At 66.8% G+C, this 25,716-nt stretch carries 25 protein-coding genes and 1 tRNA gene; 8 read left to right on the top strand and 18 right to left on the bottom strand.

Annotated elements, in window-relative coordinates; translation table 11 throughout:
* Nucleotides 1–48 precede the first annotated feature (48 nt).
* Nucleotides 49–558 carry a hypothetical protein gene (locus BLT73_RS04125; RefSeq protein ID WP_090521174.1) on the top strand — a complete coding sequence of 170 codons (510 nt, stop codon included), beginning with the start codon at nt 49–51 and terminating at the stop codon, nt 556–558.
* A 3-nt stretch (nt 559–561) separates the two neighbouring features.
* Here BLT73_RS04125 and BLT73_RS04120 read toward each other — a convergent pair whose 3' ends face one another.
* The 8 genes from BLT73_RS04120 to rpsB all read right to left on the bottom strand — a co-directional run bounded on the left by BLT73_RS04120 (nt 562) and on the right by rpsB (nt 6,958).
* The gene (locus BLT73_RS04120; protein ID WP_090521173.1) at nt 562–1,005 is read right to left on the bottom strand and encodes a GNAT family N-acetyltransferase; all 444 of its coding nucleotides are present in this window, start codon (nt 1,003–1,005) and stop codon (nt 562–564) included.
* On the bottom strand, nt 1,002–1,634 hold the full coding sequence (locus BLT73_RS04115; RefSeq protein WP_245727060.1) for a phosphoribosylanthranilate isomerase: 633 nt from the start codon (nt 1,632–1,634) through the stop codon (nt 1,002–1,004). Before BLT73_RS04115 ends, BLT73_RS04120 begins: the two co-directional genes overlap by 4 nt.
* A 28-nt stretch (nt 1,635–1,662) precedes the next feature.
* The gene (locus BLT73_RS04110) at nt 1,663–2,070 is read right to left on the bottom strand and encodes a LapA family protein (RefSeq protein ID WP_090521170.1); all 408 of its coding nucleotides are present in this window, start codon (nt 2,068–2,070) and stop codon (nt 1,663–1,665) included.
* 38 nt (nt 2,071–2,108) lie between these two features.
* The gene (gene ihfB, locus BLT73_RS04105) at nt 2,109–2,393 is read right to left on the bottom strand and encodes an integration host factor subunit beta (RefSeq protein ID WP_090521169.1); all 285 of its coding nucleotides are present in this window, start codon (nt 2,391–2,393) and stop codon (nt 2,109–2,111) included.
* Nucleotides 2,394–2,585: 192 nt separating this feature from the next.
* Complete coding sequence (gene rpsA / locus BLT73_RS04100) at nt 2,586–4,292, bottom strand: 30S ribosomal protein S1 (RefSeq protein WP_281246292.1); 1,707 nt, start codon at nt 4,290–4,292, stop codon at nt 2,586–2,588.
* Between the two features lie 224 nt (nt 4,293–4,516).
* On the bottom strand, nt 4,517–5,107 hold the full coding sequence (locus BLT73_RS04095) for a (d)CMP kinase (RefSeq protein WP_090521166.1): 591 nt from the start codon (nt 5,105–5,107) through the stop codon (nt 4,517–4,519).
* Between the two features lie 111 nt (nt 5,108–5,218).
* Nucleotides 5,219–6,097, bottom strand: coding sequence for a translation elongation factor Ts (gene tsf, locus BLT73_RS04090; RefSeq protein WP_090521164.1), 879 nt, complete (start codon nt 6,095–6,097; stop codon nt 5,219–5,221).
* A 69-nt stretch (nt 6,098–6,166) separates the two neighbouring features.
* Entirely contained in the window at nt 6,167–6,958 is a 792-nt protein-coding gene (gene rpsB, locus BLT73_RS04085) for a 30S ribosomal protein S2 (protein ID WP_245727058.1), read from the bottom strand.
* Between the two features lie 352 nt (nt 6,959–7,310).
* Here rpsB and BLT73_RS04080 point away from each other — a divergent pair, with 352 nt between their 5' ends.
* Genes BLT73_RS04080 through BLT73_RS04050 form a run of 7 tightly spaced genes read left to right on the top strand, consistent with a single transcriptional unit; the run spans nt 7,311 to nt 12,264 of the window.
* A complete protein-coding gene (locus BLT73_RS04080) occupies nt 7,311–7,586 on the top strand; it encodes an STAS domain-containing protein (protein WP_176804900.1) in 276 nt (91 codons plus the stop codon).
* Entirely contained in the window at nt 7,583–7,948 is a 366-nt protein-coding gene (locus BLT73_RS04075) for a response regulator (protein WP_090521161.1), read from the top strand. The genes BLT73_RS04080 and BLT73_RS04075 overlap by 4 nt, the downstream gene beginning before the upstream one ends.
* Before the next feature lie 13 nt (nt 7,949–7,961).
* Nucleotides 7,962–10,154: a chemotaxis protein CheA gene (locus tag BLT73_RS04070; protein ID WP_090521159.1), complete on the top strand. Its 2,193-nt coding sequence runs from the start codon at nt 7,962–7,964 to the stop codon at nt 10,152–10,154.
* Between the two features lie 4 nt (nt 10,155–10,158).
* Complete coding sequence (locus BLT73_RS04065; RefSeq protein WP_090521158.1) at nt 10,159–10,626, top strand: chemotaxis protein CheW; 468 nt, start codon at nt 10,159–10,161, stop codon at nt 10,624–10,626.
* The gene (locus BLT73_RS04060; RefSeq protein ID WP_090521156.1) at nt 10,623–11,465 is read left to right on the top strand and encodes a CheR family methyltransferase; all 843 of its coding nucleotides are present in this window, start codon (nt 10,623–10,625) and stop codon (nt 11,463–11,465) included. The genes BLT73_RS04065 and BLT73_RS04060 overlap by 4 nt, the downstream gene beginning before the upstream one ends.
* A 20-nt stretch (nt 11,466–11,485) precedes the next feature.
* Entirely contained in the window at nt 11,486–11,872 is a 387-nt protein-coding gene (locus BLT73_RS04055) for a response regulator (RefSeq protein WP_090521154.1), read from the top strand.
* Nucleotides 11,869–12,264, top strand: a complete 396-nt coding sequence (locus tag BLT73_RS04050) for a hypothetical protein (protein WP_090521152.1) — start codon at nt 11,869–11,871, stop codon at nt 12,262–12,264. Before BLT73_RS04055 ends, BLT73_RS04050 begins: the two co-directional genes overlap by 4 nt.
* 595 nt (nt 12,265–12,859) lie before the next feature.
* On the opposite strand, the gene BLT73_RS04045 is transcribed toward BLT73_RS04050, so the two are convergent.
* From BLT73_RS04045 to BLT73_RS04005, 10 genes are all read right to left on the bottom strand, one after another.
* Nucleotides 12,860–15,904 carry a CapA family protein gene (locus tag BLT73_RS04045; protein WP_090521151.1) on the bottom strand — a complete coding sequence of 1,015 codons (3,045 nt, stop codon included), beginning with the start codon at nt 15,902–15,904 and terminating at the stop codon, nt 12,860–12,862.
* A gap of 46 nt (nt 15,905–15,950) precedes the next feature.
* Nucleotides 15,951–17,300, bottom strand: a complete 1,350-nt coding sequence (locus BLT73_RS04040; RefSeq protein WP_090521149.1) for an HlyD family type I secretion periplasmic adaptor subunit — start codon at nt 17,298–17,300, stop codon at nt 15,951–15,953.
* A 2-nt stretch (nt 17,301–17,302) separates the two neighbouring features.
* Nucleotides 17,303–19,018 (bottom strand): type I secretion system permease/ATPase, encoded by a 1,716-nt coding sequence (locus BLT73_RS04035; RefSeq protein WP_090521147.1) that lies wholly within the window; start codon nt 19,016–19,018, stop codon nt 17,303–17,305.
* A 111-nt stretch (nt 19,019–19,129) separates the two neighbouring features.
* Nucleotides 19,130–20,878 carry a transposase gene (locus tag BLT73_RS04030; protein WP_176804898.1) on the bottom strand — a complete coding sequence of 583 codons (1,749 nt, stop codon included), beginning with the start codon at nt 20,876–20,878 and terminating at the stop codon, nt 19,130–19,132.
* Between the two features lie 354 nt (nt 20,879–21,232).
* The gene (locus BLT73_RS16955) at nt 21,233–21,454 is read right to left on the bottom strand and encodes a hypothetical protein (protein ID WP_143025621.1); all 222 of its coding nucleotides are present in this window, start codon (nt 21,452–21,454) and stop codon (nt 21,233–21,235) included.
* 50 nt (nt 21,455–21,504) lie between these two features.
* On the bottom strand, nt 21,505–22,392 hold the full coding sequence (locus tag BLT73_RS04025; protein ID WP_143025620.1) for an alpha/beta hydrolase: 888 nt from the start codon (nt 22,390–22,392) through the stop codon (nt 21,505–21,507).
* Between the two features lie 127 nt (nt 22,393–22,519).
* A tRNA-Arg gene (locus tag BLT73_RS04020) sits at nt 22,520–22,596 on the bottom strand.
* A 74-nt stretch (nt 22,597–22,670) separates the two neighbouring features.
* A complete protein-coding gene (locus tag BLT73_RS04015) occupies nt 22,671–24,680 on the bottom strand; it encodes a Hint domain-containing protein (RefSeq protein WP_176804896.1) in 2,010 nt (669 codons plus the stop codon).
* Between the two features lie 208 nt (nt 24,681–24,888).
* Nucleotides 24,889–25,362: a GNAT family N-acetyltransferase gene (locus tag BLT73_RS04010; RefSeq protein WP_245727056.1), complete on the bottom strand. Its 474-nt coding sequence runs from the start codon at nt 25,360–25,362 to the stop codon at nt 24,889–24,891.
* Nucleotides 25,350–25,661 carry an ETC complex I subunit gene (locus tag BLT73_RS04005; protein WP_090521849.1) on the bottom strand — a complete coding sequence of 104 codons (312 nt, stop codon included), beginning with the start codon at nt 25,659–25,661 and terminating at the stop codon, nt 25,350–25,352. Before BLT73_RS04005 ends, BLT73_RS04010 begins: the two co-directional genes overlap by 13 nt.
* Nucleotides 25,662–25,716 lie beyond the last annotated feature (55 nt).

Below are 25,716 nucleotides of genomic sequence, written 5' to 3'. Positions count from 1 at the left end.
CGGCCCCCTATCGCCTATCACGGGGCGGACACAATTGCCGGAGACATCATGCGCATCGCGACACTTGCCCTGACACTCGGCGCCGTTCTGCTGGCCAGCGGCTGTTCCCGTTTCGGCAGCGACAGCGGGCTGAACCCGCTGCGCTGGCTCGGCGGCGGCTCGCGCATCCCCGCCACGCTGGAGCCGGAAGATGGCTGGGCGCGCCAGGACGAGGCGCGCCAGCCCGTCCCGCAGATCCTGTCGGCCGGGATGGAGCCGCTGAACGAGGGCGAGTTGCTGGTGGTGCGCGCCTTCGCGCCGGTCAAGGGGTGGTGGGATCTGGAAATCGTCACCGAGCGCGTACAGCCGGCCAACCAGCTTCGCCCCGATGATGACGGCATCCTGCGGCTGGTGCTGATCGGCAATCCGCCCCTGCCCGACAGCCCCGAGGCCGCGATGCCGGCCAACCCGGCCGCCGACGTGCTGACCGTGGCCCTGCCGATCTCGACCATCCAGCTCTCGCGGCTGCGCGGGATCGAGATCCGCTCCGCCAGCGGCGGCGTGGCGCTGCGGCCCTGACGCTCACAGGGTTTTCTTGAACCCGATATGGCTGGGTGCAAAGCCCATGCGCGTGTAGAAGCGATGCGCATCGTCGCGCGCGGCATTGGTGGTGAATTGCATCAGCGTCGCGCCTGCCTGCCGGGCGCGGGCCTCCGCATCCGCGATCAGCGCCGCGCCGACGCCTTGCCCGCGCAGCTCTGCGGCCACCCGCACCCCCTCGATCTGCGCCCGCCGCGTGGCGGACAGGGACAGGCCGGAGATCACGGTCAACTGGTAGCAGGCCAGGACATGTCCGTCCCGCTCACCCACGACAAGCAGATTTCCCGGTTCGCCCTGCATGGCGTCGAACGCGTCGAGGTAATGCGCCAGATCGGCGCGTTCGCGGCTTCGCCCCAGAATGTCATCCGCCAGCAGCGCCACCACCGCCTCAACATCGGCTCTGAGGCCGGGGCGGAAGCGGATCATCCCGCCGCCGCCAGGAAGGCGCGGATCCGGTCGGGATCCTTCTGGCCCGGCGCGGCCTCGACACCGGACGAGACATCGACGATGCGCGCCCCGGTCAGCCGCACCGCCTCGGCCACGTTCTCGGGGGTCAGCCCGCCCGCCAGCATCCACGGCGTGAGCCATTTGCGCCCGACCAGCAGGCGCCAGTCAAAGGCCAGCCCGTTGCCGCCGGGCAGTGCCGCCTGCCTGGGCGGCTTGGCATCGACCAGCAGAAGATCGGCCACCAGCCCGTAATCCCACAGCGCCTCCAGATCCTCAGGCCCGGCCACGCCCACCGCCTTCATCACCGGCAGGCCATGCCGCGCCTTGATCTCCGCCACGCGCGCGGGCGTCTCGGACCCGTGAAGCTGCAACAGGTCGAGCGGGACGCGCGCCAGCGTGGCATCGAGCGTGGCATCGTCGGGATCGACGAACAGCCCCACGCGCGCCACGCCCACCGGCACCTCCGCCGCCAGCTCGGCGGCAATCTCGGGCGAGACATGGCGGGGCGATTTCTCGAAGAACACGAAACCGACAAAGGCCGCCCCGGCATCCACCGCGGCGGCCAGATGGTCGGGCCGCGTCAGCCCGCATATCTTGACCTGAGCCAAATTCGCGGCCTCCCTGCCCCCGGCGCGCCTAGCGCGTGGCCGGCAGGGTGGTGCCAGCCGCGGGCTCCGGCGAGGCGACGGGGCGCGGCTGTTGCTGGTCGAGGATCGCCAGCACGTCATCCTTCGGCGCGTTGTGGCGGTCGCGGAGCTGATGGACCTCGCGCTCCAGGCTGTTGACCTCGCGCGCGCGCCGTGCGGCCTCGCTGCGGATATGCGCCTCGCGCAGCCATTCCCAGACAAAGCCGATCACGATGCCGAACAGGATCGCCAGGAAGATGACGATGAAGAGCGGCAGCGAGATCTGCCAGCTGACGCCGAAATAGCTGGCCAGCCCCTCGGGCATCGCCTTCAGCGTGACCGCCGAGCGATTGGCCAGGGCGATGGCCACCAGGATGATGGCCAGCAGGGCGACGAAAATCAGGCGGATGAAGCGCATGGGTTACCTCTGATCGGGTGCTGTCCCGATGTGCCAGATCACGCGTCGTCGTTCAACCTGTCACGCAGCAGCTTGCCGGTCTTGAAGAACGGCACGTGCTTTTCCTCGACCGGCACGGATTCCCCGGTGCGCGGGTTGCGCCCGATCCGTGCGTCGCGCCGCTTGACGGAGAACGCGCCGAAGCCACGCAGCTCCACCCGCTCGCCGCGCGACATCGCGTCGATGATCTCGTCGAAGATGGTGGAGACGATCCGGTCCACATCGCGCTGGATAAGATGTGGATTCTCTTCCGAAATCTTTTGAATCAGTTCTGAACGTATCATTATTACCCCCGGACGTTGTTTCCAGGCGGTGTCGGGACAAATCCGCCTGGCTGTGGAAGGTAAAACGCGAAACTTATCATTTAGTTGCACGGAATCTTGTTTATCTTCCGTTGGGCATGAAAGAAAGCCCCCGGCCAGAAGCCGGGGGCTGTCCATTTCGTTATATTATAGCCGGTAACGGCCTGTTAACGCTCAGTCGCGGCTCTTCAGCGCGGCGCCCAGGATGTCGCCCAGCGAGGCGCCCGAATCGGAGCTGCCATACTGCTCGACCGCTTCCTTCTCTTCGGCGATCTCGCGGGCCTTGATCGACAGACCCAGGCGGCGCGACTTGCTGTCCACGTTGGTCACGCGCACATCGACCTTGTCGCCGACGCCGAAGCGCTCGGGACGCTGGTCCTGACGGTCGCGGGCCAGATCCGAGCGGCGAATGAAGGATTTCGCGCCGTTATACTCGACCTCGATCCCGCCATCCTCGATCGCGGTGACGGCCACGGTGATGACATCCCCGCGCTTCACACCCTCGACCGCTTCGGCCATGGCTTCGTTTTCAAGCGCCTTGATCGACAGCGAGATGCGCTCCTTGTCGGTATCGACCTCCTGGACCACCGCCTTGACCACATCGCCCTTGCGGAAGTCCTGGATGGCATCCTCGCCACGCACATCCCAGGAGATGTCGGACAGGTGCACCATGCCGTCGATATCGCCCTCGAGACCGACGAACAGACCGAACTCGGTGATGTTCTTGACCTCGCCCTCGATGACCGTGCCGGCCGGGTGGGTTTCGGCAAAGACTTCCCACGGGTTGCGCATGGTCTGTTTCAGGCCGAGGCTGACGCGGCGCTTGGCCTCGTCGATCTCCAGCACCATGACGTCGACTTCCTGAGAGGTCGAGACGATCTTGCCGGGATGGACGTTCTTCTTGGTCCAGCTCATCTCCGAGACATGGACCAGGCCTTCGATGCCCGCTTCCAGCTCAACAAACGCGCCGTAATCGGTGATGTTGGTGACGCGGCCGGCATGAACCGAACCGATCGGGAATTTCTCGGCAACGGTGTCCCACGGATCGGCCTGCAGCTGCTTCATGCCCAGGCTGATGCGGTGGCTGTCGCGGTTGATCTTGATGACCTGAACCTTGACGGTTTCCCCGATGGACAGGATTTCCGAGGGGTGGTTGACGCGGCGCCAGGCCATGTCGGTGACGTGCAGCAGCCCGTCCACACCGCCCAGATCCACGAAGGCGCCATATTCGGTGATGTTCTTGACCACGCCGTCAACAGTCTGGCCTTCGGTCAGGTTGGCGATGACCTCGGCGCGCTGTTCGGCACGGCTTTCTTCCAGAATGGCGCGGCGCGACACGACGATATTGCCGCGGCGGCGGTCCATTTTCAGGATCTGGAAGGGCTGTTTCAGACCCATCAGCGGGCCGGCATCGCGCACCGGGCGCACATCGACCTGAGAGCCGGGCAGGAACGCAACCGCACCGCCCAGATCGACGGTGAAGCCGCCCTTGACGCGGCCGAAGATGGCGCCATCAACGCGCTCTTCGGCGGCATAGGCTTTTTCCAGACGATCCCAGGCTTCCTCGCGGCGGGCCTTTTCACGGCTGATCGAGGCTTCGCCGCGGGCATTTTCCACGCGGTCCAGATAGACCTCGACCTCGTCGCCGACGGTGAGCTGCGACTCTTCGCCGGGATTTGCAAATTCCTTGAGATCGACGCGGCCTTCCATCTTGTAGCCCACGTCGATGATGGCCTGGCCGGCCTCGATGGCAATGACCTTGCCCTTGACGACAGAACCCTCGTCGGGGGTATCAATATCGAGGCTCTCGTTGAGCATCGCCTCGAAATCTTCCATGCTTGCGCGTTCAGCCATAAGCGTTCGGTTTCCTTTTGTTTCTATGCTGGCCTGACGGTTGGCTCCGCCGGTCTTTATGGGGCCTCTCGGAACGACAAAGGGTCGCGGCGCATCGCCCGACCCGATCAGTAGCGGCCTGTTCTGGCCATGTCATTCGATTGACTTGGCCGGGCATATAAGCGGAATCGGTCAGGATCACAAGGGCGTAACCCCGGTGCCACCGGCAAAGTTTCGCCATCTAGCGGGTGCCGATCTGCCCCTGCGTCATGCTAGCTTCGTGTCTGGCGCTGTTCGACCAGCCGGATCGCCTGAGCGACGGCCTCGTCAATCGACATCTCCGTGGTGTCCAGCGTCACCGCATCCTCGGCCGGGCGCAGGGGTGCCGTGGCCCGCGCCGCGTCGCGCGCATCGCGTTCGCGCAGCGCCGCCAGCGTTTCCGCCGCATCTGCCCCGATCTCGGCGGCACGGCGGCTGGCGCGCACCTCGTCCGAGGCGATCACATAGAGCTTCAGCTCCGCCGCCGGGCAGATCACCGTGCCGATGTCGCGCCCATCCAGCACCGCCCCCGGCTCGGTGCGCGCGAAGCTGCGCTGAAACTCGACCAACGCCGCGCGCACCTCGGCAATCGCCGCGACCCGGCTGGCCGCCTGCCCCGCCTCGTTCGAGCGCAGATCGCTCCGCTCCAGATCGCCCGGCTGCAACTCCCGCGCAGCCGAAAGCGGATCCCCGCCCTTCGCCCCCACGGCACGATAGAGCAGCCCGGTATCGAGATGGTGAAACCCGAAACGCTGCGAAAGCGCCCGCGCGATCGTGCCCTTGCCCGACGCGGCCGGCCCGTCAATGGCGATGGTGAACGGCATCTGGCGACCTCGTGTTGCCCTAGCTGGGATGTGCCATGCGCGGCGGGGGGCAGGCAATGAAAAACGCCGGCCCCGCGCGGGACCGGCGTCTTGGATCGGATCGGATCGGGATCAGTTGCCGCCAAGCGTCTTGGCGACCTCGGCTGCGAAATCCTCTTCCTTCTTCTCGATGCCTTCGCCCACGCCCATGCGCACGAAACCCAGCACCTCGACGCCCGCATCCTTCGCGGCCTGCGCGACGGTGACGTCCGGGTTGATGACGAATTTCTGGCCCAGCAGGGTCACTTCCTCGAAGAATTTCGCCATGCGGCCCGTGATCATCTTCTCGATCACCGCATCCGGCTTGCCGGATTCACGCGCCTGCTCGGTCAGCACGTTCTTCTCGCGCTCGACGAGCGCCGGGTCCAGATCGGCTTCGGACAGCGAGGCCGGGCTGGTGGCGGCGATATGCATCGCGATCTGCTTGCCGATCTCGGGGTTGTTGCCCTTCAGCGCGACCAGAACGCCGATCTTGCCCATGCCTTCGGCGGCGGCATTGTGGACATAGGAGACCACGCTGTCGCCCTCGACCGAGGCCATGCGGCGCAGTTCCATCTTTTCCCCGATCTTCGCGACGGCGTCGGTGACGACCTCGCTGACCGGCTTGCCGCCCAGATCCGCGTCGCGCAGCGCCTCGACCGAGCCGACATTCAGCGCGGTCTGGGCGATGCCCCGGACCATGTTCTGGAAATCGGCATTCTTGGCGACGAAATCGGTTTCCGAGTTCACCTCGACCGCGACGCCCTTGCCGCCATCGACGGCCACGGCCACCAGACCTTCGGCTGCGATCCGGTCGGCCTTCTTGGCGGCCTTCGCCAGACCCTTGGTGCGCAGCCAGTCCACGGCCGCCTCCATGTTGCCGTCATTCTCGGTCAGCGCCTTCTTGGCGTCCATCATCCCTGCGCCGGTGGTTTCGCGCAGTTCCTTCACCATCTGAGCGGTAATCGCCATTTGGCTTCTCCTTCCATGGGGATCGGACGGGACATAGCCCCGCCCGGTAACAATAAGGTAACGCGGAGATCAGGCGTCGGATTCGGCGGCGACGGTCTCTTCGCTGGTCGCGGCTTCCTCGGCCGGGGCCTCCGACAGCGCGCCCAGATCGACACCGGCGGCACCCATCTGCGCGGTCATCCCGTCCAGGGCGGCGCGGCTGACCAGATCGCAATAGAGCGCGATGGCGCGGGCCGCATCGTCATTGCCGGGGATGATGTAGTCCACGCCCTCGGGCGAGCAATTGGTGTCGACGACCGCGACCACCGGGATGCCCAGCTTCTTCGCCTCGGCAATCGCCAGGTCTTCCTTGTTCACGTCAATGACGAACAGCAGGTCCGGCAGGCCGCCCATCTCGCGGATCCCGCCCAGCGAGGCCTGCAGCTTCGCCTGCTCGCGCTCGAGCTGGAGGCGTTCTTTCTTGGTCAGACCCTCGGCGCCCTGCGCCATGGTCTCGTCGATCTGCTTGAGGCGGTTGATCGACTGCGAGACGGTTTTCCAGTTGGTCAGCGTGCCGCCCAGCCAGCGATGGTTCATGTAGAACTGCGCCGATTTCTCGGCCGCGTCGGCCACCGGCTTCTGCGCCTGGCGCTTGGTGCCGACGAACAGCACCCGGCCGCCCTTGGCGACCGTGTCGCGCACGACCTGCAGCGCCTGATCCAGCATCGGCACGGTCTGGGTCAGATCGACGATATGGATGCCGTTGCGGTCGCCATAGATGAACTCCGCCATGCGCGGGTTCCAGCGTTGCGTCTGGTGACCGTAGTGAACGCCAGCTTCCAGAAGCTGACGCATCGAGAATTCAGGGAGCGCCATGTCCATGTCCTTTCCGGTTTGCGCCTTGGCAGAGGATTTCAGGGTCTCCCCCAACCGGTGGACCTGTCCGGGATGTCTCCCCCGACCGGCCCGCCTCTGCCTGTGAAGTGGGCTGGCTGTTATGCGATGCCGGCTGGATTGGCAAGCCCTTTTGCACAGCGCCCCGCTCGCGCGGCCGGGAAGGCTGCAATTTTAGCTTCTTTCCCTGCCCGCCCCACCGCGTCCTGTCGTAAAATCCGGGCAGCATCAACCGAACCTTAAGATGCGGCTGGCTAGAACGGGCCGAACACGGCGATCAGGGGGACCACGCCAGCCATGTGGCATTGCATCTCGAACCGGCGCAGGGGGCCTGCCCGGCATGACCAGTAAGCTGACCCTTCCGGCGCGTCTGGACCTGACCGCGGCGCGACCACTGGCCCGCGACATCGCGCAGATGCCGGGCGATATCCTGCTCGACGCTTCCGCCGTCACCCATCTGGGCGGGCTGTGCCTGCAGATCATCCTGGCCGCGCGCCAGCACTGCAAGGCCCAATCGCGCGGCTTCGCAATCGCCGCGCCCTCGGCCGAATTCGCCGCCGCCCTGTCGATTTTCGGCATAGCCCAAGCAGAGATTTCAGCGCAGGAGGCCGCATGAGCCTGAGCATTCTTGCCGTCGATGACAGCCGCACGATCCGCGACATGCTGCGCCTCACCCTGACCGAAGCGGGCATGGACGTGACCACCGCCGATGACGGCCTCCACGGGCTTGTGGTGCTGGAGGAGATGCGGCCCGACGCGATCATCTCGGATGTGAACATGCCGCGGATGGACGGGTTCCAGTTCATCGAGGCGGTGCGCCGGATCGACCGGTTGCGCGCCGTGCCGGTGCTGATGCTGACCACCGAAAGCGCGCCGGAGCTGAAGGCGCGGGCACGCAATTGCGGTGCCACCGGCTGGATCGTCAAGCCGTTCGACCCGCAGAAGCTGGTCAGCTCGCTGCAAATGATTACCGGTTAAAGGGGTCGGGCCGATGTCGAATGATCCCATGGCCGAGATCCGCGCCTCGTTCTTCGTCGAATGCGAAGAGCTGCTGGAGGGGCTGCAGGATGCGCTGACCGCGATGGATGCGGGGGGTGACGACCCGGAAACCGTGAACACCGTGTTCCGCGCCGTCCATTCCATCAAGGGCGGGGCCGGTGCCTTCGGGCTGGATGCGCTCGTCGGCTTCGCGCATCAGTTCGAAACCGTGCTGGACGAATTGCGGGGCGGCCGGATCGCGGTGACGGATGCGGCGGTCAAGCTGTTCTTCCGGGCCGCCGACACGCTGCAGGATCAGGTCCGCGCCGCGCGGGACGAGCGCGACCCTCCAACGAACGCTGACACCGTGCTGGCGGCGCTGTCCGCCCTTCTGGGCGACGCAGGCCCAGCCGGCGAGGAGGAGACGCCCGATTTCGCCCCTACCGGGCTGGCGCTGGATCTCGACGCCCTGCCCGGCCCTGAGGAGCCGCCGGCCGAAACGCATTGGCGCATCCGATTCACCCCGGGCGCCGGGCTCTATGCCAGCGGCAACGAGGCGCTGCATATCCTGCGCAGCCTTTCGCAACTCGGCCGGGCGCAGATCACCTGCCTGATCCCGGAGGATCTGCCTGCGCCGACGCCGGAGAACGCGGAAACGCCGTGGCTGTCCTGGCTCATCGCGCTGCAGGGCGAGATCGAAGAATCCGATATCACCCAGCTTTTCGACTTCGTCGCCGATCTCTGCGTGCTGGAGATCACGCAGCACCCGGACGAGGCCGCCTCGATGACGCAGGACATGGTCTCCGTCGTCGAGGCGGCGCGCGGTGATCCTGAACATCGCAAAACCTCCTCGACGCAGCCGGTTGATTCCGCGACGCAGCCTGCGGACAGCCGCGCGCGGCTCACACTGCCGCTGCCTCCGGTTGCGGACAGCCTTCCCGCCCCGAACGCCGCTGATCCGCCCTTCGGCCCATCCCGCGCGGCCTCCGCCCCTCCGGTCCCCGAGCCCGCGGCCACGGTCCGCGTCGATCTGGAGAAGATCGACCGGCTGGTCAACCTGGTGGGCGAGCTTGTCATCAACCAGGCCATGCTGGCCCAAAGCGTCGAGGAAGCCGGGATCGGGCATCATTCGGACGTGATGAACGGGCTGGAATCCTTCATGACGCTGACCCGCGACATCCAGGAAAGCGTGATGATGATCCGCGCCCAGCCGGTCAAATCCCTGTTCCAGCGCATGGGCCGCATAGTCCGCGAAGCCTCGGCCAGCGTCGGCAAGGAGGTGCGGCTCCAGACCGACGGCGAATATACCGAGGTGGACAAGACCGTCATCGAACGCCTGGCCGACCCGCTGACCCACATGATCCGCAACGCCGTCGATCACGGGCTGGAGGCGCCGGCGCAGCGTGCGGCCTCCGGCAAGCCGCCCGAAGGCGTGATCCGGCTGTCCGCCAGCCATCGCGCCGGGCGCGTGCTGATCGAGCTCGAGGATGACGGCGCCGGCATCAACCGCCCGAAAGTGCGCGACACCGCCATCTCCCGCGGGCTGATCGCGCCGGATGCGCAGCTCACCGAGCCCGAGATTGACGGGCTGCTGTTCCTGCCGGGCTTCTCGACCGCATCCGAAATTTCGTCGCTGTCGGGCCGCGGGGTCGGGATGGACGTGGTGAAAAGCGCCATCACCGCGCTTGGCGGGCGGATCTCCATCGCCAGCGCGCCGGGATCGGGGACGAAATTCTCCATCTCGCTGCCGCTGACCCTGGCGGTGCTGGACGGGATGGTCGTGCAGGCCGCGGATCAGACCCTCGTGGTGCCGCTCTCGGCAATCATCGAAACCGCCAAGCTGGAGGATGCGAATATCCAGCGCCTCTCCGCCAGCGGCGACATGATGCAGATCCGCGGCGAGTTCGTGCCGCTTTTCGACCTGGGCCGCCAGTTGGGTTTCCGCGCTCGCAGCGAGACCGCGCGCTCCGGCATCGTGCTGCTCACCGCGCAGGATAATGGCCACCGCGCGGCGCTGATCGTCGACGCCATCATGGAGCAGCGCCAGGTGGTCATCAAAGGCCTGGGCCAGAATTACGGAAACATCCCCGGCGTCGCCGCCGCGACCATTCTCGGCGACGGTAAGATCGCGCTGATCCTCGACCCGGCCGACCTCGCGCGCTGCGGCCGCCATGTCCACACTCCAGAGCTCAAAGCTGCAGGATAATCCCATGTCTGAACCCCAGAACAGCTCGCCCGAGCTCGATATCGAACTTCTCTCCTTCCGCATCGACGACCAGGAATACTGCGTGGACATCATGTCGGTCCGCGAGATCCGCGGCTGGACTAACGCCACGCCCCTGCCCTACGCGCCGCCGCATGTGAAGGGCGTCATCAATCTGCGCGGCACGGTGCTGCCGGTGGTCGATCTGTCCGCCCGGCTCGGCATGCCGCCCATCGATGCCGAAGACCGCAACGTCATCATCGTGGTCAAGATCGACGGCGAGCTGGTCGGACTGCTGGTCGACGCCGTTTCCGACATCCTGACCGTCCCGCGCGAGGAGCTGCAATCCCCGCCGGAGCTTGGCGCCGATCCCTCCGCGCGCTGCGTGGAATCGCTGCTGCTGATCGAGGGCAAGCTGATCCGGGTGCTGGACCTGGCCGTTCTGCTGCCACGCGAGGCGCGGGACGCGGCATGAACCAGCGGGCCTTCACCCCGCCGGCCTGGTCGATCTCCGACAGGGAATTCGACCAGCTCAGCCGGACGATCCACCGCTATTCCGGGATCGTGATCGGGCCGGAAAAACGTGGCATGATCCGCGCGCGGCTCCAGAAACGGCTGGTGGCCCTGCAGCTGGACACGCTGGCCGAGTATCTCGACATCGTCAGCGGCGTGTCGGGCCGGGCCGAGCGCGAACGCTTCGTGTCCTCGCTGACCACCAATGTCACCAGCTTCTTCCGCGAAAAGCATCATTTCGCCTTCCTGGTCGAGGCCATTCTGCCGGCGCTCGGCGACACCACGCGGCCGATCCGGATCTGGTCGGCCGGCTGCAGCAGCGGGCAGGAGCCCTATTCCATCGCGATGAGCGTGCTGGATGCGCATCCCGAGATGGCTCAGCGGCTCTCGATCCTCGGCTCCGACATCGATGCGGACGTGCTGGCGAAAGCGCGGCGGGGGATCTATGCCGGCAGCTCGCTGACCGGCATCTCCGACGACTTCCGCAGCCGGTTCTTCGAGCCGGTGGAGGACGGGCGCGGCACCGATCTGCGCATCCGGGCGCAGCTGCGCGATCTGGTCACCTACCAGCAGATCAACCTGAATGCCGGATGGCCGATCTCGGAAAAGTTCGATGTCATCTTCTGCCGCAACACGGCGATCTATTTCGCGCCGCAGACGCAGTGCCTGCTCTGGCGGAAATTCCACGACGTGCTGCGGCCCGGCGGCTGGCTGCTGATCGGTCATTCCGAACGTGTCCCGGCAGAATGCCATCACCTGCTGCAACCGGCCGGCATCACCGCCTATCAGAAACCCGGCTGAGCAGCCGCACGGAGATCGAGATGTCCCTGAAGGATAAGCTGCATGTCCTTGTCGTCGACGACATGTCCACCAGCCGCGGCCTGATCGTGCAGGCCCTGGACTCCATCGGCATCATCCATATCCGCCACACCGCCAGCGGGGCCGAGGCGATCGAGCTTCTGGCCCGGCAGCCCGCCCATCTGGTCCTGTCGGATTACAACATGCCCGGCATGGACGGGATCGAGTTGCTGCGCCAGATCCGCGCCAATCCCAGCACCAAGGGCACAGGCTTCATCCTTATCACCGGCAAGGCCGACAAGGCGGTGGTGGAGGACGGGAAATCGCTGGGGATGAACAACTTCATCCGCAAGCCCTTCGATGCCGCCGCGCTGAAAACCTGTCTCGAAGCGGTGGTTGGCCGACTGTGACCCAGCCCGATCATCTCCCCGTCCGCCGCTTCCTGCAGAACGCCGCCCTTTTGCTCGGCACGGCCCGCCGCGATTCGGAGGCGGTGCAGCGCCACCTGTCGGAATGTCTGGGCCTGTCCCATCTGACGCGAACCGGATCGCTGAACCCGCAATTGCTGCAATCGCTCGACCGGGTGACGCAGCTTCTGACCGAGCTGGAGACGGCAATGGCCAGCAGCGCCGAGATGGTCCGGGACGACGCGATCGAACCATGGCCGGTCCTCGCCTCCCGGCTGCGGCTTCAGCAGGTGCGCGACGCGCTCGGTCAAGGCGAGACGGCCACCGGTGCAGCGCACGGCGCGACCGCGGCACAGGCGGAGGAGATCTGGCTTCGCGACCGGGCTGACGACTGAGCGGCAGGTCGGTGCGGGCTTCTGGCGGAGAACCAGGGGGAAACCAGCCTCGGCACGGACCAGGTCAGGCGCGAGGCTGCCACGATCTCGACCGCGTGGGAACGGATCACGCCAGACTCAACGCAATGACGCGACAGAGCAGCGCGCGCATATTCGCCGGTTCGGGCTCGGCCCTCGGCCTGACCCGCGATCTGTTCCCTACAGAAGGAAGCGGGCGCTCCTTCAATTGCGCTGCGCAGGTGGCAATCTGGTGTCGAAGGGAGGCGGGGCGAGGGCGTCGCGGCTCACCCGGCTGGCTGACCTTTGGCAGACGACATCCTGCCGCCGGGCTGACAGCTTGCGCCGGGCCGCCAGCGACCGCCCGTCCGGCCACTTCCACGGGCCTGACCGAATCCACGGGCCCGACGGCTTTCGCCGCGCTGACAGCTTCCGCTGCGCTGACAGTTCCCGTGGGTCTGACCGCTTCAACGGGGCCGACCTATTCCGCCAGGCTGACCGCTTTCGCGCCGCACACTCACGCGATGCCGGCGCCGGGGTCGGTGGCGTGCAAGGCGGATGACAAGTCAGATCCCGTGCCGAGGGCGGATCCGCCGCGCTATTCCGCCGCGACCGCATCGTCCTGCGTCGCCCCGGATCGCGCGGCCAGGCGCATCTCCAGATACAGCCCGGCCGCGTCGTGATGCTCGCGCAACTCCTCCTCCAGCATCTCGCCCAGCAGATCGGCTGCGCCGCGGAACTCCGCCTCGTTCACGGGGCGGTTCTGGTAGCGGGTCACGTCATTGTCGATGACCAGCGGATAGATCCGCAGATGGTCGCCCGCCCGGTCCTCGGCGCCGAAATTCAGCGTCACGGCCAGGCCGAGCGGCAGCACGTCGCGGCGGTTGAACCGGCCCGGCGTGTTCCAGATGAAATTGCCGATATTGAACAGCACCGGCCGCCCGTCGATGCGCGCCGCCTGCTGGGTGACATGCGCGCCATGCCCGATGATGAGGTCGATCCCTGCCGCCATCAGCGCCGCGGCACCGTCGCGCTGCGTGTCGGTGATCTCTCCGTAATCGCGGCCCCAATGCGGGAAGGCCACGAAGAGCGGATCGGGCAGCACCTCGCGCAGCGCGGCGATCTGGTCTTTCATCGCTTCGGGCGAGAGCATCGCAATGCCGCCCCGCCCGCCGCGCGCATACCAGCGGAAACGCCGGTCATAGCTGCGCCGGTGCTCGAAGCCGGGAAACACCACGAGCGCGCGATCCCGGCCCGCGACCCGGAACCGCCGGATCAGCGGATGGCTGGCCGTGGCCGCGTCCGGCCCGGCGCCGATCCCCGCGATTCCCAGCTGATCGAGCCAGCCCATCGTCTCTGCGATGCCCTGCATGCCGCAATCGAGCGCGTGGTTGTTGGCCAGCGTCACCGCGTCGATGCCTGCCTGTTTCAGCGCGATCGCCGTGCGCTGCGCATCGCACCAGCCCAGAAACTGCTTGCGCCCCTGCAGCGCCGGGTCGGTCCGGCCGCAGAGCGGCACCTCCAGATTGGCGATGGTCATGTCCGGCAGGGCCAGGATCCCGCGCAGATGGCGCAGCGAGTAGCCATGTCCGTGCCGGCCCAGCACCGGCTGCAACTCGGTCATGCGCGGATGGTTCATGTAGCTCTCGCCGAAGCCGATATCGCCGAGGAACAGCACGCTGAATTCATCCTCGCGCGGTGCGCGGCGGCGCACCGGCTGATCGTCCGCCTCGGCCGGGCGGGAGGCGGCATCATCCGGCGCAGCTTTGGCGAGATCCAGCACCGACAAGGCCCGGTCGAGCGCGTCCGGCGCGTCGATTTCAGCGATCCGGTCGCGGGCCACGCGATGCAGCGCCACAGCCCATCGCTGCGGCTGATCCGGCGTCTCCTCCATGGCGGCGAGCGCGAGGTCCAGCCGCTCCACCCCGAGACCCTCTGCCTCGATCTGGGCGGGGGTGATCTCGATCAGCAGCGCGTCGATCTGGCTGTCCCAGTCAAGTGCGGCCGGATCGTCCAGCAGGCGGCAGGCGCTGCCCGAGAACGCCGCCGAGCCATCCCCCGGCGCGCAGAGCCCCAGCACCCGGCCGCCTTGGCCTGCCGCCGCCTCGATCCGCTGGCGCAGCGGGCGCGTCTCATGGGGCAGGCCGATCAGGGCGATCACCGGCGGGCGGGCCGGGGCGCGTTTCGGAAACAGCATCTCCAGAATGGCGCGCGGGATTTCCCGGCCCCGTTTTCCCATCGGATGCATGTGAATCTGCAGGCCCGGCCGGCTGTTCACCTCGCAGATCGCGGCGCCGTTCGCCTGCCACGGCACAGTCACGTCGGGCGAGATGAAATCCACCCCGCACACATCCAGCCCGATCAGCCGCGCGGTCTGCACGGCAAGCTCGGCATTCTGCGGATGGACCTGATCGGTGACATCGAAGGGCTCGCCGCCGCGCGAGACGTTGGATTCGATGCGCAGCGCCACCTCAACCCCGTCCTGCGGCACGTCGTCGGGGGTCAGCCCCTGCTGCCTCAGCACGCGCAGCGCGTCGCGGTCGAGCTTCAGTGCCTTCAGCGTCGCCATGCTGCCCCGCAACAAGGGCTCGCGCGCCGGACGCCGGTTCTCGCGCGCGACCAGCCGGCGGATGGTGGAGACGCCGTCGCCCGTCACATGGGCGGGCCGCCGCTGGATGGCCCCCACGAATCTATCGTTCACCACCAGCAGCCGGTACTCGGTGCCCGCGATCACGCTCTCGATCACCACATGGCGCGACACGGCCTGCGCCCGCCGAAAGGCCGTGCGCAGTTCCGCCGCGTCACGCACGCCCACTGACACCCCGCGCCCCATATTGCCGTCGCGCGGCTTTACCACCACCGGATAGCCGATGTCTGCGGCACAGATCGCCGCCTTTTTCGCGCTGCTGGTGACGTGCTGCCGGGCCACAGGCAGGCCTGCCTGGTCAAGCAGGCGATGCGTGACGTCCTTGTCGCGCGAGATGGCGCGGTTGATCGAGCGGGTGTTCGACGATTCCGTGCCCTTCAGCAATTGCGCATGCCGCCCCTGCCCGATGCGGATGTAATGCGACCGGCCCACCACCGACCAGGGCAGGCCGCGCGACACCGCCGCCTCGATCAGGCGCATGCTGTCGGCGGAGGGGGTTTCGGCATCGACCTTGCGCAGCATCCCGCTCAGCGCCGCGCCGAAACTTGCGAACAGCGCACCGCCTGTGGACCCGCCCTGCAACGCCCCCAGCAGATCGAGCGCGGCGCGCCCCGCCGCCAGCCCCACCCGTTCGGAGGCGGTCTCGAACAGCGCCTGCCCGCGCCTTGCCAATTCTCCCGGCAGCTCGGGATGGTTGGGCGTCGCGGTCTCGCGCCAGGCGGCGTATTTGAACGGCCAGTTGCAATAGCGCTGAAACAGCAGCGCCAGCACCTCGACCACGCCTGCGGCCGGCACATCGCCGCGGGCCGCCAGCAGACGCCGCCAGGCCGGATAGTCCGTGATCTCCGGCCGCATCCGGTCGCCGCATGCGCGCAGCCTGGCGACGGTCGCGGGGGGGACGGTCAGCCCTTCCGCGCCGGACAGCGTCAGGCGGATCGCCCGGCGGCGGGTGTGGACATTGCCCGGCAGGAGCATCTGGTGTTCGGCGATCTTCATCTCGGCATCTCCCTGTGTCTCGGCCCGCCGGCCCGGTCAGCCCTGCTCAGCCCTCGCGCATGGCGCGCGACAGGAAGCGGGTGATCGGGGTGAGCAGATAGTCCAGCGTCGTGCGGGCGCCGGTGCGGATCATCACCTCGGCGCTCATGCCGGGCTGCATCGGCACGGCCCCGCGCTCCACATCCTCGCGGGCCAGCTCGATGCGCGCGGCGTAGTAGGCGGCACCGCTTTGCGGGTCGATCAGCCGGTCGGCCGAAATGGTCTGCACCACCCCGTCGATGGGCCGCTGGCTGCGGCGGTTCAGCGCCGACAGCCAGACCTGCGCCGCCTGGCCCTGCGAGACCTGGTCGATATCCAGCGGGTCGATCGTGGCCTGCACGACCAGCGTGTCGCTGACCGGGACGATGTCCATCAGCGGCTGTCCGGCCGCAATCACCCCGCCCACCGTGTGCACCTGCAACCCGGTCACCACGCCATCGACGGGCGAGCGGATCTCGGTCCGGCCCATCACGTCGGAGGCGGCGGCGAGACGCTGGCCCAGCTCATAGGCGCGGCTGCGCGTCTCGCGCAATTGCTCGACGATCTCGGTGGTGCGGCTGTTGAGCAGTTCCGACCGGCGCAGCGCATTTTCCTCGATCCGCTGCCGTGCGGTGCCGATGGCGGCGCGGTAGCTCGCGATCTCGCCCTGCAGCTCCGCCCGGTCGCGCTGCAATTGCAGCATGCGCGGCTTGTCGGTCAGGTTGCGGTCATAGAGCGCGCGCACATCGGCGATCTCCTCGTCGAGCAGTTCCAGACTGCTCTCCGAGGCTGCGACCTGCCCCTGCAACCCCTCGATCTCCGCCTCCAGCCCGGCGACGGAGCGGCCGAAGATCGTCAGCCGGTCCGCGAGCAGCGTGCGGCGGCTGTCGAAGATGCTGTCCTGCCCGGCCATCGCGGCCTGCGCGGCGGCGTCACCGATCTTCTCGGTCAGTTCTGACGGAAAGTCGATCTCCCCGGCCTCCGCCTGTTCGGCCAGCAGCCGCGCCTCGGTGGCGCGGGCCTCGAAATATTGCGCCTGCACCTCGTTCAGATTCGAGGCGGGGACGGTGTTCTGCAACCGGATGAGGGTCTGCCCCGCTGCGACCTGCTGGCCCTCCTCGACCTCGATCCGGTCGATGATGCCGCCTTCGAGATGCTGGACGGTGCGGACATTCGTGTCGACATTGACCACGCCCGGCGCCACCACCGCGCCTTCCAGCGGCGCGGCAGCGGCCCAGACATAGAATGTCCCGGCAAACACCGCGATCACCGCAAAACCCGCCAGCCCGAAGCCGCGGCCAAAGGGGCGGCCCGCATCGGCGGGGCCGGGTGGTGCGTCCTGCGCCGCGTGTCGGGTGGGATGCGCGATCTCGGTCATGGTCAGGTCACGCTCCTGAGATGATCGCGGGCGCGGATCTGGGTGTCGCGGCCGGTATTCTCCGTCACCTCATGCGCGCGCCGGCCGCCGAGGATCAGGAAGCGGTCGGCCATGCGCGCGATCTGGGCAGAGTGGATGGACTGGGTGATGATGATCGACGCCCCCTCGGATTTGAGCTGCGCCACGGCCGCCTCCAGCAGCCGCCGCGACGGGCTGTCAAGATTGGCCGACGGCTCGTCCAGCACGATGATGCGCGGCCGCCGGTAGAAGGCGCGGGCAAGCGCGATGCGCTTGCGCTCGCTGCCCGACATGCCGAAGGTCGTCCCGGTGATGAGCGTGTCATACCCGTCCGGGAGCCGCACGATCTGGTCATGGATGCCGACCAGCCTGGCCGCATCGACCACGTCATCGAAGCTGCCCTCGTCCATCCGGGCGATGTTCTCGCGCACGGTGCCGGCGAACAGCTCCGTATGCTGCGGCATGAAGCCGATGATGCCGGCCCGCTCCGCCGCAGGCAGGCGCGACAACTCGACGTCGCCCAGCCGGATCTGTCCCTCGCGCGGGCTCAGCACACCCACCAGCAGGCGCGACAGGGTGGTCTTGCCGGTCCCGGCGGTGCCGTTGACGACCAGCACCTCGCCCGGTTTCAGGCTCAGCGACAGGCGGTTGAACAGATAGGACCGCTCTCCGGGCTGTCGGAAGCTCATCTGGTCGAGGATCAGCGGCGCGCGGCGCGTGTCGGCCTGGACCGAGGCGCCCGCCTGCGCCTCGTCCGCGAGCCGTTTCTTCACCGCGGCATAGGCGGTCCGCGTCTCGCGCAGATTGCGGTAATTGCTGATCGCGTCATTGGCCAGCGAATAGCCGAAGCCCGACATGATCCGGGCCGCAAAGATGCCGCCGAAGCTCAGCGTGCCGATGACGACCAGCCAGACACCCACCGCGATCATGGCGATGCGCAGGAACTGCCCGATCCCGCGGCGCAGCGTCTTGAACAGGATCTGCCGGTCGTCGATCTGCTGTTTTTCGTCCAGCCGGGCCGAGGCGGTGCGCCGCCAGCGTTCGGTCAGCGCCGCCCCCATCGAGAAGGCGCCGACGCTCTCCTTGTTCTGCCCCGCGGCCTGCACGAGCGCCGATTGCTCGCGGTAGGCACTGCCCGAGGCGCGCCGCGCGTCGCGGGTCAGCATGTCGCTCAGCACGCCGACGATCAGCAGCAGCAACAGCGCCCCGAGCGCGATGAGGCCGAGCAGCGGGTGGATGAGGAACACGCCGAGGAAGAAGAGCGGGGCAAACACCAGGTCCAGCCAGGTCACCATCGGGCCGGAGACGAAGCTGCGCAGCTTGCCGACATAGCCGAGCGACTCGGTGATCTCGGCGGCCTGGTCGGGGCTGCTGGCATCGGCCAGCCCGCGTCCGACCATCTGTGGGCCGAAGAGCCGTTCGATCCACACCCCCCACCGGACCAGCATCCGCCGCCGCAGCACGTCGAGCGCCATGCCGCAGCACACGGCGATCACCACCATGACGGTGAGCATCACCAAGGTCTCGAAGCTGCGGCTGGCCGGCACCCGGTCGAGCGCCTGGATCAGGTAGAGCGGCATGGCGAATTTCAGCAGGTTGAAACAGGCGGTGAAGATCGCAAGCATGCACAGACCGGGGCGCGAGGCGCGCCAGGCCGCCTGCATCGGCGACACCGTCCCGGCTTTCCGCCGCCTGGCCATCAGCCCGCCCCCGGCCGCCGGAGGCAGGCCGGCAACGCCGCCCGCGACACCGGCCGCCTGCCCTGCCGCACCCGCCTCATGGCCGCTTGCGGCGCAGCACCCGCTGCCGCCTCATTCCGCCGCCGCGATCCGCTGGAAGGCCGCGCCGATGCCGCCGCCCTCGTAATCGCCCTCCAGCCCCCCGGCGGCGCCGGTGGCGTCGTCCAGGTATTCGTCATCGTCCAGCCCCTCATTCTCGATCGGAGAGGAGAGCGGCCAGGCCGGCCGTTCCGCCGGACCCGGCATGGGCCGGCCCTGCATCCGGACCGCGAACAGGATGGTGGCGATGCGCCCCACCAGCTCCGAGATGTCGCCACGCCCGCGCCGGGAACGCGACAGGGCCGCCAGCAGCGCCCCGGTCGCGTCCTCCAGATCCTCGAGCCCCGCATCCAGCACGGCGCGCACCGCCGCCACCGGCACCGTGGCGGTTTCGACGAAGCCCGGCATATAGGCCGTGTGCTTCAGCCGTGGCACGCTCAGCTCGATCACCCCGAAATCGGTCATCCAGTCCTGGCGGCGGAACCCGTTGCGCCAGTCGCGCCGCTTGCGGTCGCGGGCGCGGTAAGCGACGCCGCAGATCCGGTCGGCCTCCTCCTCCATCACGTGATGGGCGGCGAGATCAAGGATCTCGCGCGCGATGGCGGTGCCGGACATGCCCAGCCGGTTCGCCTCCGCCATGCCCATCCCCATCGGCACGAGATTGCCTAGCGCGACCTGCGCCGGCACCACCGCATCGGCAATCTTGCGCAGCGCCGGCTGCATGGGCCCGCCGCGCAGCGCCGCCCGCGCGGCGCGGTCGCGGATCGCCATCATCAGCGCGCCTTCCTGCAACTCCCAGGGCGAATAGACGCGCAGCCCCGTGGCCGCCTCCGCCTCGCGTACGCCAAGCGGCGAGCGGCCCAGACGGCCGCTGAGGCCCAGCACGTCGTGGCCGGCCTGCCCCAGCATGTCGAAACCGTATTTCGCCCCCATCGCGTCATAGGCGGCGAAGACCGTCCCGATGGTAAACTCCATGATGCGCCCGCTATGGATGAGCTGCGCCGTTTCGAGTTGCTGCAACCCGTCGGCAATCTCGATCACCGCCACGTCGCAGCCCTCTGCAGCGGCGTGGTTCATCAGCCGGCAGGTCGCGTCCTCGATCTCCGGGATGCTGACAAGATAGGTACTGGCGTGGCCCGCATCGGTGAAATCCAGCGACAGATCGGCCCCCGCATCGCGCACGATCCACATATCGCCGCCCGCGCCCGTGCCGGTGATCTTCAGCGCCGCCACCCGGAACCCCAGCCGCTTGAAGCCGCGCACGAGCGAGGTGGCGGTCAGCGTCTTGCCCGCGTTCATCGAGGTGCCGAGCGACAGCACGGCCGGGATCGCGGGCGCGGTTTCGGGCGCGTCGACGCCGAACTGCCGCAGATTGAGCCGTCGCCCCGCCGCATCACCCAGAATGCCAATCGGGGTGATCTGGGTCGGCGGCTTCATCCGCTGATGGCGCGAGATTTCCAGCGAGGCGATGCCGCCCGCCGCGACCAGATCGCAGGGTGCCAGATCCGGGCCGATCTGCGCCTCGTACTGATCCGGCGCATAACGGTTTCCGAAACAGACGATGATTTCATCGCCTGGAAACATATGCGCACGGCGGCCGTCGGTCAGTTCCAGCTTGGTGTGTTTTCCGATCTCGTCGATCCGCGCCAGGACCAGATCGCCGGGCGCCGGACTCAATTCGCCCTGCAGCAGCGTCTTGTAGGCCTTTCGCGGCACCCGCCTGGTGCTGAATGCACGTTTCGCGCGGGAAATCCGCGCCTTGCTGACCGCGACATGACGCATAATGCAACCTCGAACCATAACTACAGACCATCACCCAGAGTATCCCCCCGGCAACGTCATGGTTATGGTTAACAACCGGAATTACGCGATTGCAACGCGCAGTTTCCGGGTTGAAATCAGCCCGATAGGATCAACCGCGAAATTCTCGCACCCCGCGAAAACCGGCCATTAAATGCAACTTGTTTGCAGCCGGTTGAGCGGCACAATTCAATTACTGCTTGCCACAAGACGGAATCGCATTTTCGGCATCTGCGAAAACACGTCGTAATTGCGTAAAATCCAGATGAAGAAATTCTGACGGTTTTGACGGTGGAAAACATGGCGTGGCAGGGATGAGAAAATCGACTGCCCGGTTTATCTGCGCAGGCGATCCGCCGAAATTTCTGGGTCCACCAGTCGTCGACGCGGTGTCTTCTCAGTCAACAGCGCGGCAGACAGGCCGATTTCCGCCCGCCCCGCCCAGGGATCGGCGGATATTTGCCGATATTTGCGCAACCGCACTCCCGCATCGTGGCAACCCGCAGATACGTGCCGCACCACCCGGATGCGGGCCAGCGGCGACTTGCGTGATTCCATGGCGGGCGGCCGATCGACCTTTGGCCAGACAGTCCCGGCACAATGACGGATCAGAACCCGAGCGCCTCGACCATCTCATCGGCCTGCAACATGCCGCGCGCGCTGTGGCCCACATCCGGCGCCTCCACCAGTGACCAGTTGAAACGCCAGCCACGCGCCTCCGCCGCCTGCTGCGCGCGCCGAAATGTCGTCTCGCCCCGGTCGAAGCGGTTGTCGCCCTGCCGGGTGGCGGGCTCCGTCATGGTCAGATCCTCGCTGCCGGTATCCTCATCGCCCAGATAGATGGTGATCGGGGCGGCCAGGTAGTCGCGCATCCAGCCCGCCGCCTCGCCCGGATCGTCGAACCCGCCATAGCCATAGGGCACCTTCTCCTCCAGGCTGGGCAGGACATAGGTGGAGGGGTTGGCCAGAATGATCCGCTCCACCCCCTTGGGCATGGCATAGGCCGCGGCGCGCGACAGGAACTGGCCGCCCGCCGAATGGCCGAAGAGATAGCTGGGCGCATCCGGCCGCCCCTCCTGCGCGCGCGCCCATGCGATCAGCTCATCGACCAGTTCGACCGTCCAGTCATCCTCGTCCCGCAATGCACCGTCATCCACCACCCCGCCGCGGTGATAGGACCAGTTCGGAAACCGGTCCCGGTCGAACAGCGGCGCGTAGAGCGAGAAACAGCCGCGCTCGGCCAGGGGGATCGCGGCCTCCAGATATTGTTCCGCGGTGCGGCTGTTGCCGTGAAAGATCATCAGGATGGCGGGCGCGGCGCAGCCCTGCGGGCGATACTGGAACACCTGCATCTCGCGCCCGTCGACCATCGCCCTTTCCCGCGTGACCCGCGCATTGTCGGCCGCAGCGCCGTTTGCTCCGGCCGACACGCCCAGCATAGCTGCCGCAAGCGAGCGGCAGGTGGAGCGGAGTTGGGATCTGGACCACCAGGCCATGCGGCGCCTCCCGGGTTGATGCGCCCGACAGAATTGGGACGTGCAGGCGCGGTTTCAATACGGACGGTCCCGGCGGCTGGTTCCGCGTCGATGCTTGGGGTGCCCATGAAAGACCGTTCCTTGACGATGGCGGGCCCGGAAGGACTTGAACCCTCAACCTTGGACTTAGAAGGTCCCTGCTCTATCCAGTTGAGCTACGAGCCCGCGCGGCGCTGTTGATGGCCGAAATCGCCGCGATCCGCAATCTCAAATGGCAAGGCCGCGCGCGCCGATCCAGATTACTGCAACAGCGGCTTTCGGTTTTGCACATGGCGCACCGCCAGCTTGCGACCCATCCGGCCCGAGGCGCAAAGCCGCGCGGTCGGCCGCTCGGCCCCGTCTCGCAATTCGGGAAACAGCGTCAGGATCTCGTCAAGCGCCGCATCGCCGACGGAGCGCATGGCCTGCCTGCCGGTGTGCAGCGATTCCGAGGCCGCGCCGTTGGCGGTGATGATCTGGTGATCGTCGAACAGCAGGTGGACGTATGTCACCTCGGTCATGTCCGTCGCCACATCGATCCCCTCGACCTGGCAAAGCTGCTTGGCGGCCACCAGCACCTCCATCGCGCCGAACATGCGCTGCGCGATCTTGGAACGGACCAGCATCCGGTGCTGCGGCGACACCATCAGATCCGCGACCGGCAGCCCGGCGCCGAGCGCACCGGCGCGGATGCGGATCGGGGCGAGATGGGGGTTGTCCGCAAGCGTCCGCGCGTCGAGATGCCGCTTGCCCACCCAGCGAACGGGCTGGCAGCCGCAATCCTGCGTCACCACCATGTCGCCCACGGAAAGATCAACCGCCGCGCAGTCGCGCCCGCTGGCGATGGCAATCCGTGTGTCGGCCGCGAAGCAGATGACGTTGGTGTTGTCCCAGGTCAACTCCGATCCCTGCACGGCGCTGCCGCCATTGCGGATGGTAAAGGTGAAATCCTGGCCGAGCGCCGTCAGATCATTCAGCGTGCCGTCGGCCTGGTCGGCCCGCATCCATTGCAGCGGGTTGCCGTAAGGCGACTGGCCCGCGGCGACGCGCTGCGCGTTGATCTCTTCCAGGTTGGCCTGATTGTAATAGCCGCTCAGATCGACGAAATCATTGTCGCCCTGCCCGGTGCCGGCCGCGATATCGCCGTTATTGGCGTCTCCGCCGGTGGCATTGTTGAAATCCGTGATGATGTCGCCGGTCTCGGCTAGGAACGTGTCGAACCCGTCGCCGCCGGTGAGCGTATCGGTCGCACTGTCTGCGACATGGGTGTTCTTGGCCGAGCCGTTGGGATTATACGAGCCGCCGACGATGAAATCGTTTCCGGTCCCGCCATCCACGCTGTCCGCCTCGGTGCCGCCGATAACGAGGTCGTTTCCGCCCTCGCCCACCACCGTGTCCGTCCCGGCCCCGCCGATCAGCCCGTATTCGCCGTAATAGCCCTGCCCGCCCGCGAGAACGGAGTCGTCTCCGTCTCCGCCATAGATCTGATCGGCACCATCATCGCCCGACAGCACATCGCTGCCGCCGCGGCCATACATGGTGTCGTCGCCCTCGCCGCCATTGTTGGTATAAAGGAATCCTGTTTGAGAGTTGGCAAAGCCAATGTCGTCGCCCTCGCCGACATCGATATAGTCGTTTCCCTCCTGACCGCCAGTTCGGTCGTTGCCAGAGCCTCCATTGATAGAGTCATCGCCGGCTCCACCAAAAATTTCGTCGTTGCCCGCATCTCCTGAAAGCGTATCGGACCCGGCATTGCCATAGATCAGATCCGAGTCGCCGCCGCCGGATATCTTGTCATTTCCGTCACCGCCCGACAGGCTGTCATTACCGGCGTCGCCGAGGATCAGGTCGTTATCGGCACCACCCGCGATTGTATCATTACCGATGCCGCCATAGATGTCGTCGACCCCGGCACCACCGTCGATATTGTCATCTCCCTCGTTTCCAAGAACAAGGTCGATACCTGCTCCACCAGAGATGACATCGTTGCCAGCATTGCCGATGAGGTAGTCGTTACCTTCATCGCCGAACAGCGAATCCGCCCCTTCGCCTCCACGGATTTGATCGTTGCCGAGACCACCTCGAAGTGTGTCGTTGCCATCGTTTCCTTCGAGGTAATCGCCGCCATCGCCACCAAGCACGCTATCAGCCCCGCCAAGACCACGGAGCGTGTCATTGCCTGCGAAGCCCTCGATCGTGTCGTTCTCGGGAGCTCCGTTCTGGTCGCCGGAGAGGTTGTCATTGCCACTGGTGCCGGGAATGCGTGCCATAAAATACACTCGCAAAGTCTGCCCTGGCGGGCCGATTGGAAACGGTGCCCCATGGACAACTTGGGGCGCTAAAATTGAACGGAACGGTGTCGCCACACGTTCAGGTAATATGTCTGATTGGCCTATCCAGAACCGGACAGGCACGCAAGAAAACATAAGTTAACGCTGTTAGCTTGGCCTGAAAGGCAAGCGGAAACCCGCCGGGCGATCAGGCGCCGGACAGATCCCGGCGCATGAACGCACTCATCGGGTCATGCCCGTAGCTGCCGAAAGGCGGGCAATCGCAGAACCCGTTGCGGCGGTAGAACGCCCGCGCGGGTGCGAAGCTGGGCTGCGCGCCGGTCTCAAGCGCCAGGGTCGCGGCGCCCATCTGCCGCGCGGTGTCGATCAGCGCCGCCAGAAGCTGCCGCGCCGCACCGCCGCCGCGCGCCTCTTGCAGCACATGCATGGATTTCAGTTCGGCCAGACCGGCACCGAGATCCTTCACCGCCCCCATGCCGATGGCCCGCAGCCCCGCAAAGGCGGCCAGAAAGGTGATGCCGGGCGCACGCAACGCGGCGCGGTCCATCATGTGGATGGATTCGGGCGGCGTGTCGGCGTGGCAGAATTCGGTGTGGCGGGCAAAGAGCAGGTCGAGACGCGTGTCCAGCGGATCCGCCGGACCGATTGTCAATGCGTCCAAGGCGCCCGCCGGTCATTGGCGAAATTCTCGCCATATCCGCGGGGACGGATATTCTGCGCCCGCTTCTGCGGATCGAGCACGACATAGTCGAGCCCCTTCTCCTTGGCGTAAGCCTCGGCCTCGTCGCGCGTCGAAAACCGCAACCTGACCTGCGACTGGGTGTCGTCGGAACTCGTCCAGCCCATCAGCGGATCGATGTCGCGCGCATCGGCATGGGGAAATTCCAGCACCCAGTTGCGGCTGCGGGCCGTGCCGGACTGCATGGCGTTGCGGGCGGGCTGATAGATGCGGACTCGCATGGGCTGGTTCCTGTGCCGTGATCTTGCCCGGTTATCCGATACTGGCTGGCGGCGC

The sequence above is a fragment of the Paracoccus isoporae genome (genome assembly GCF_900101865.1).
GTDB classification, from domain to species: Bacteria; Pseudomonadota; Alphaproteobacteria; order Rhodobacterales; family Rhodobacteraceae; genus Paracoccus; species Paracoccus isoporae.
The sequence above is the reverse complement of the archived record's forward strand: the minus strand, read 5'-3'. Positions and strand labels throughout refer to the sequence as shown.

Excerpts from the sequence above, each read along its gene's own strand:
- BLT73_RS04095 (WP_090521166.1), bottom strand. The coding sequence starts at position 5,107 with ATGCCGTTCACCATCGCCATTGACGGGCCGGCCGCGTCGGGCAAGGGC.
- BLT73_RS04060 (WP_090521156.1), top strand. The coding sequence starts at position 10,623 with ATGAACCAGCGGGCCTTCACCCCGCCGGCCTGGTCGATCTCCGACAGG.
- BLT73_RS04125 (WP_090521174.1), top strand. The coding sequence starts at position 49 with ATGCGCATCGCGACACTTGCCCTGACACTCGGCGCCGTTCTGCTGGCC.
- rpsB (WP_245727058.1), bottom strand. The coding sequence starts at position 6,958 with ATGGACATGGCGCTCCCTGAATTCTCGATGCGTCAGCTTCTGGAAGCT.
- BLT73_RS04075 (WP_090521161.1), top strand. The coding sequence starts at position 7,583 with ATGAGCCTGAGCATTCTTGCCGTCGATGACAGCCGCACGATCCGCGAC.
- BLT73_RS04005 (WP_090521849.1), bottom strand. The coding sequence starts at position 25,661 with ATGCGAGTCCGCATCTATCAGCCCGCCCGCAACGCCATGCAGTCCGGC.
- tsf (WP_090521164.1), bottom strand. The coding sequence starts at position 6,097 with ATGGCGATTACCGCTCAGATGGTGAAGGAACTGCGCGAAACCACCGGC.
- BLT73_RS04035 (WP_090521147.1), bottom strand. The coding sequence starts at position 19,018 with ATGGCCAGGCGGCGGAAAGCCGGGACGGTGTCGCCGATGCAGGCGGCC.
- BLT73_RS04110 (WP_090521170.1), bottom strand. The coding sequence starts at position 2,070 with ATGCGCTTCATCCGCCTGATTTTCGTCGCCCTGCTGGCCATCATCCTG.
- BLT73_RS04120 (WP_090521173.1), bottom strand. The coding sequence starts at position 1,005 with ATGATCCGCTTCCGCCCCGGCCTCAGAGCCGATGTTGAGGCGGTGGTG.
- BLT73_RS16955 (WP_143025621.1), bottom strand. The coding sequence starts at position 21,454 with ATGGAATCACGCAAGTCGCCGCTGGCCCGCATCCGGGTGGTGCGGCAC.
- BLT73_RS04080 (WP_176804900.1), top strand. The coding sequence starts at position 7,311 with ATGACCAGTAAGCTGACCCTTCCGGCGCGTCTGGACCTGACCGCGGCG.
- ihfB (WP_090521169.1), bottom strand. The coding sequence starts at position 2,393 with ATGATACGTTCAGAACTGATTCAAAAGATTTCGGAAGAGAATCCACAT.
- BLT73_RS04070 (WP_090521159.1), top strand. The coding sequence starts at position 7,962 with ATGTCGAATGATCCCATGGCCGAGATCCGCGCCTCGTTCTTCGTCGAA.
- BLT73_RS04055 (WP_090521154.1), top strand. The coding sequence starts at position 11,486 with ATGTCCCTGAAGGATAAGCTGCATGTCCTTGTCGTCGACGACATGTCC.
- BLT73_RS04045 (WP_090521151.1), bottom strand. The coding sequence starts at position 15,904 with ATGAAGATCGCCGAACACCAGATGCTCCTGCCGGGCAATGTCCACACC.
- BLT73_RS04015 (WP_176804896.1), bottom strand. The coding sequence starts at position 24,680 with ATGGCACGCATTCCCGGCACCAGTGGCAATGACAACCTCTCCGGCGAC.
- BLT73_RS04025 (WP_143025620.1), bottom strand. The coding sequence starts at position 22,392 with ATGGCCTGGTGGTCCAGATCCCAACTCCGCTCCACCTGCCGCTCGCTT.
- BLT73_RS04065 (WP_090521158.1), top strand. The coding sequence starts at position 10,159 with ATGTCTGAACCCCAGAACAGCTCGCCCGAGCTCGATATCGAACTTCTC.
- BLT73_RS04030 (WP_176804898.1), bottom strand. The coding sequence starts at position 20,878 with ATGCGTCATGTCGCGGTCAGCAAGGCGCGGATTTCCCGCGCGAAACGT.
- BLT73_RS04040 (WP_090521149.1), bottom strand. The coding sequence starts at position 17,300 with ATGACCGAGATCGCGCATCCCACCCGACACGCGGCGCAGGACGCACCA.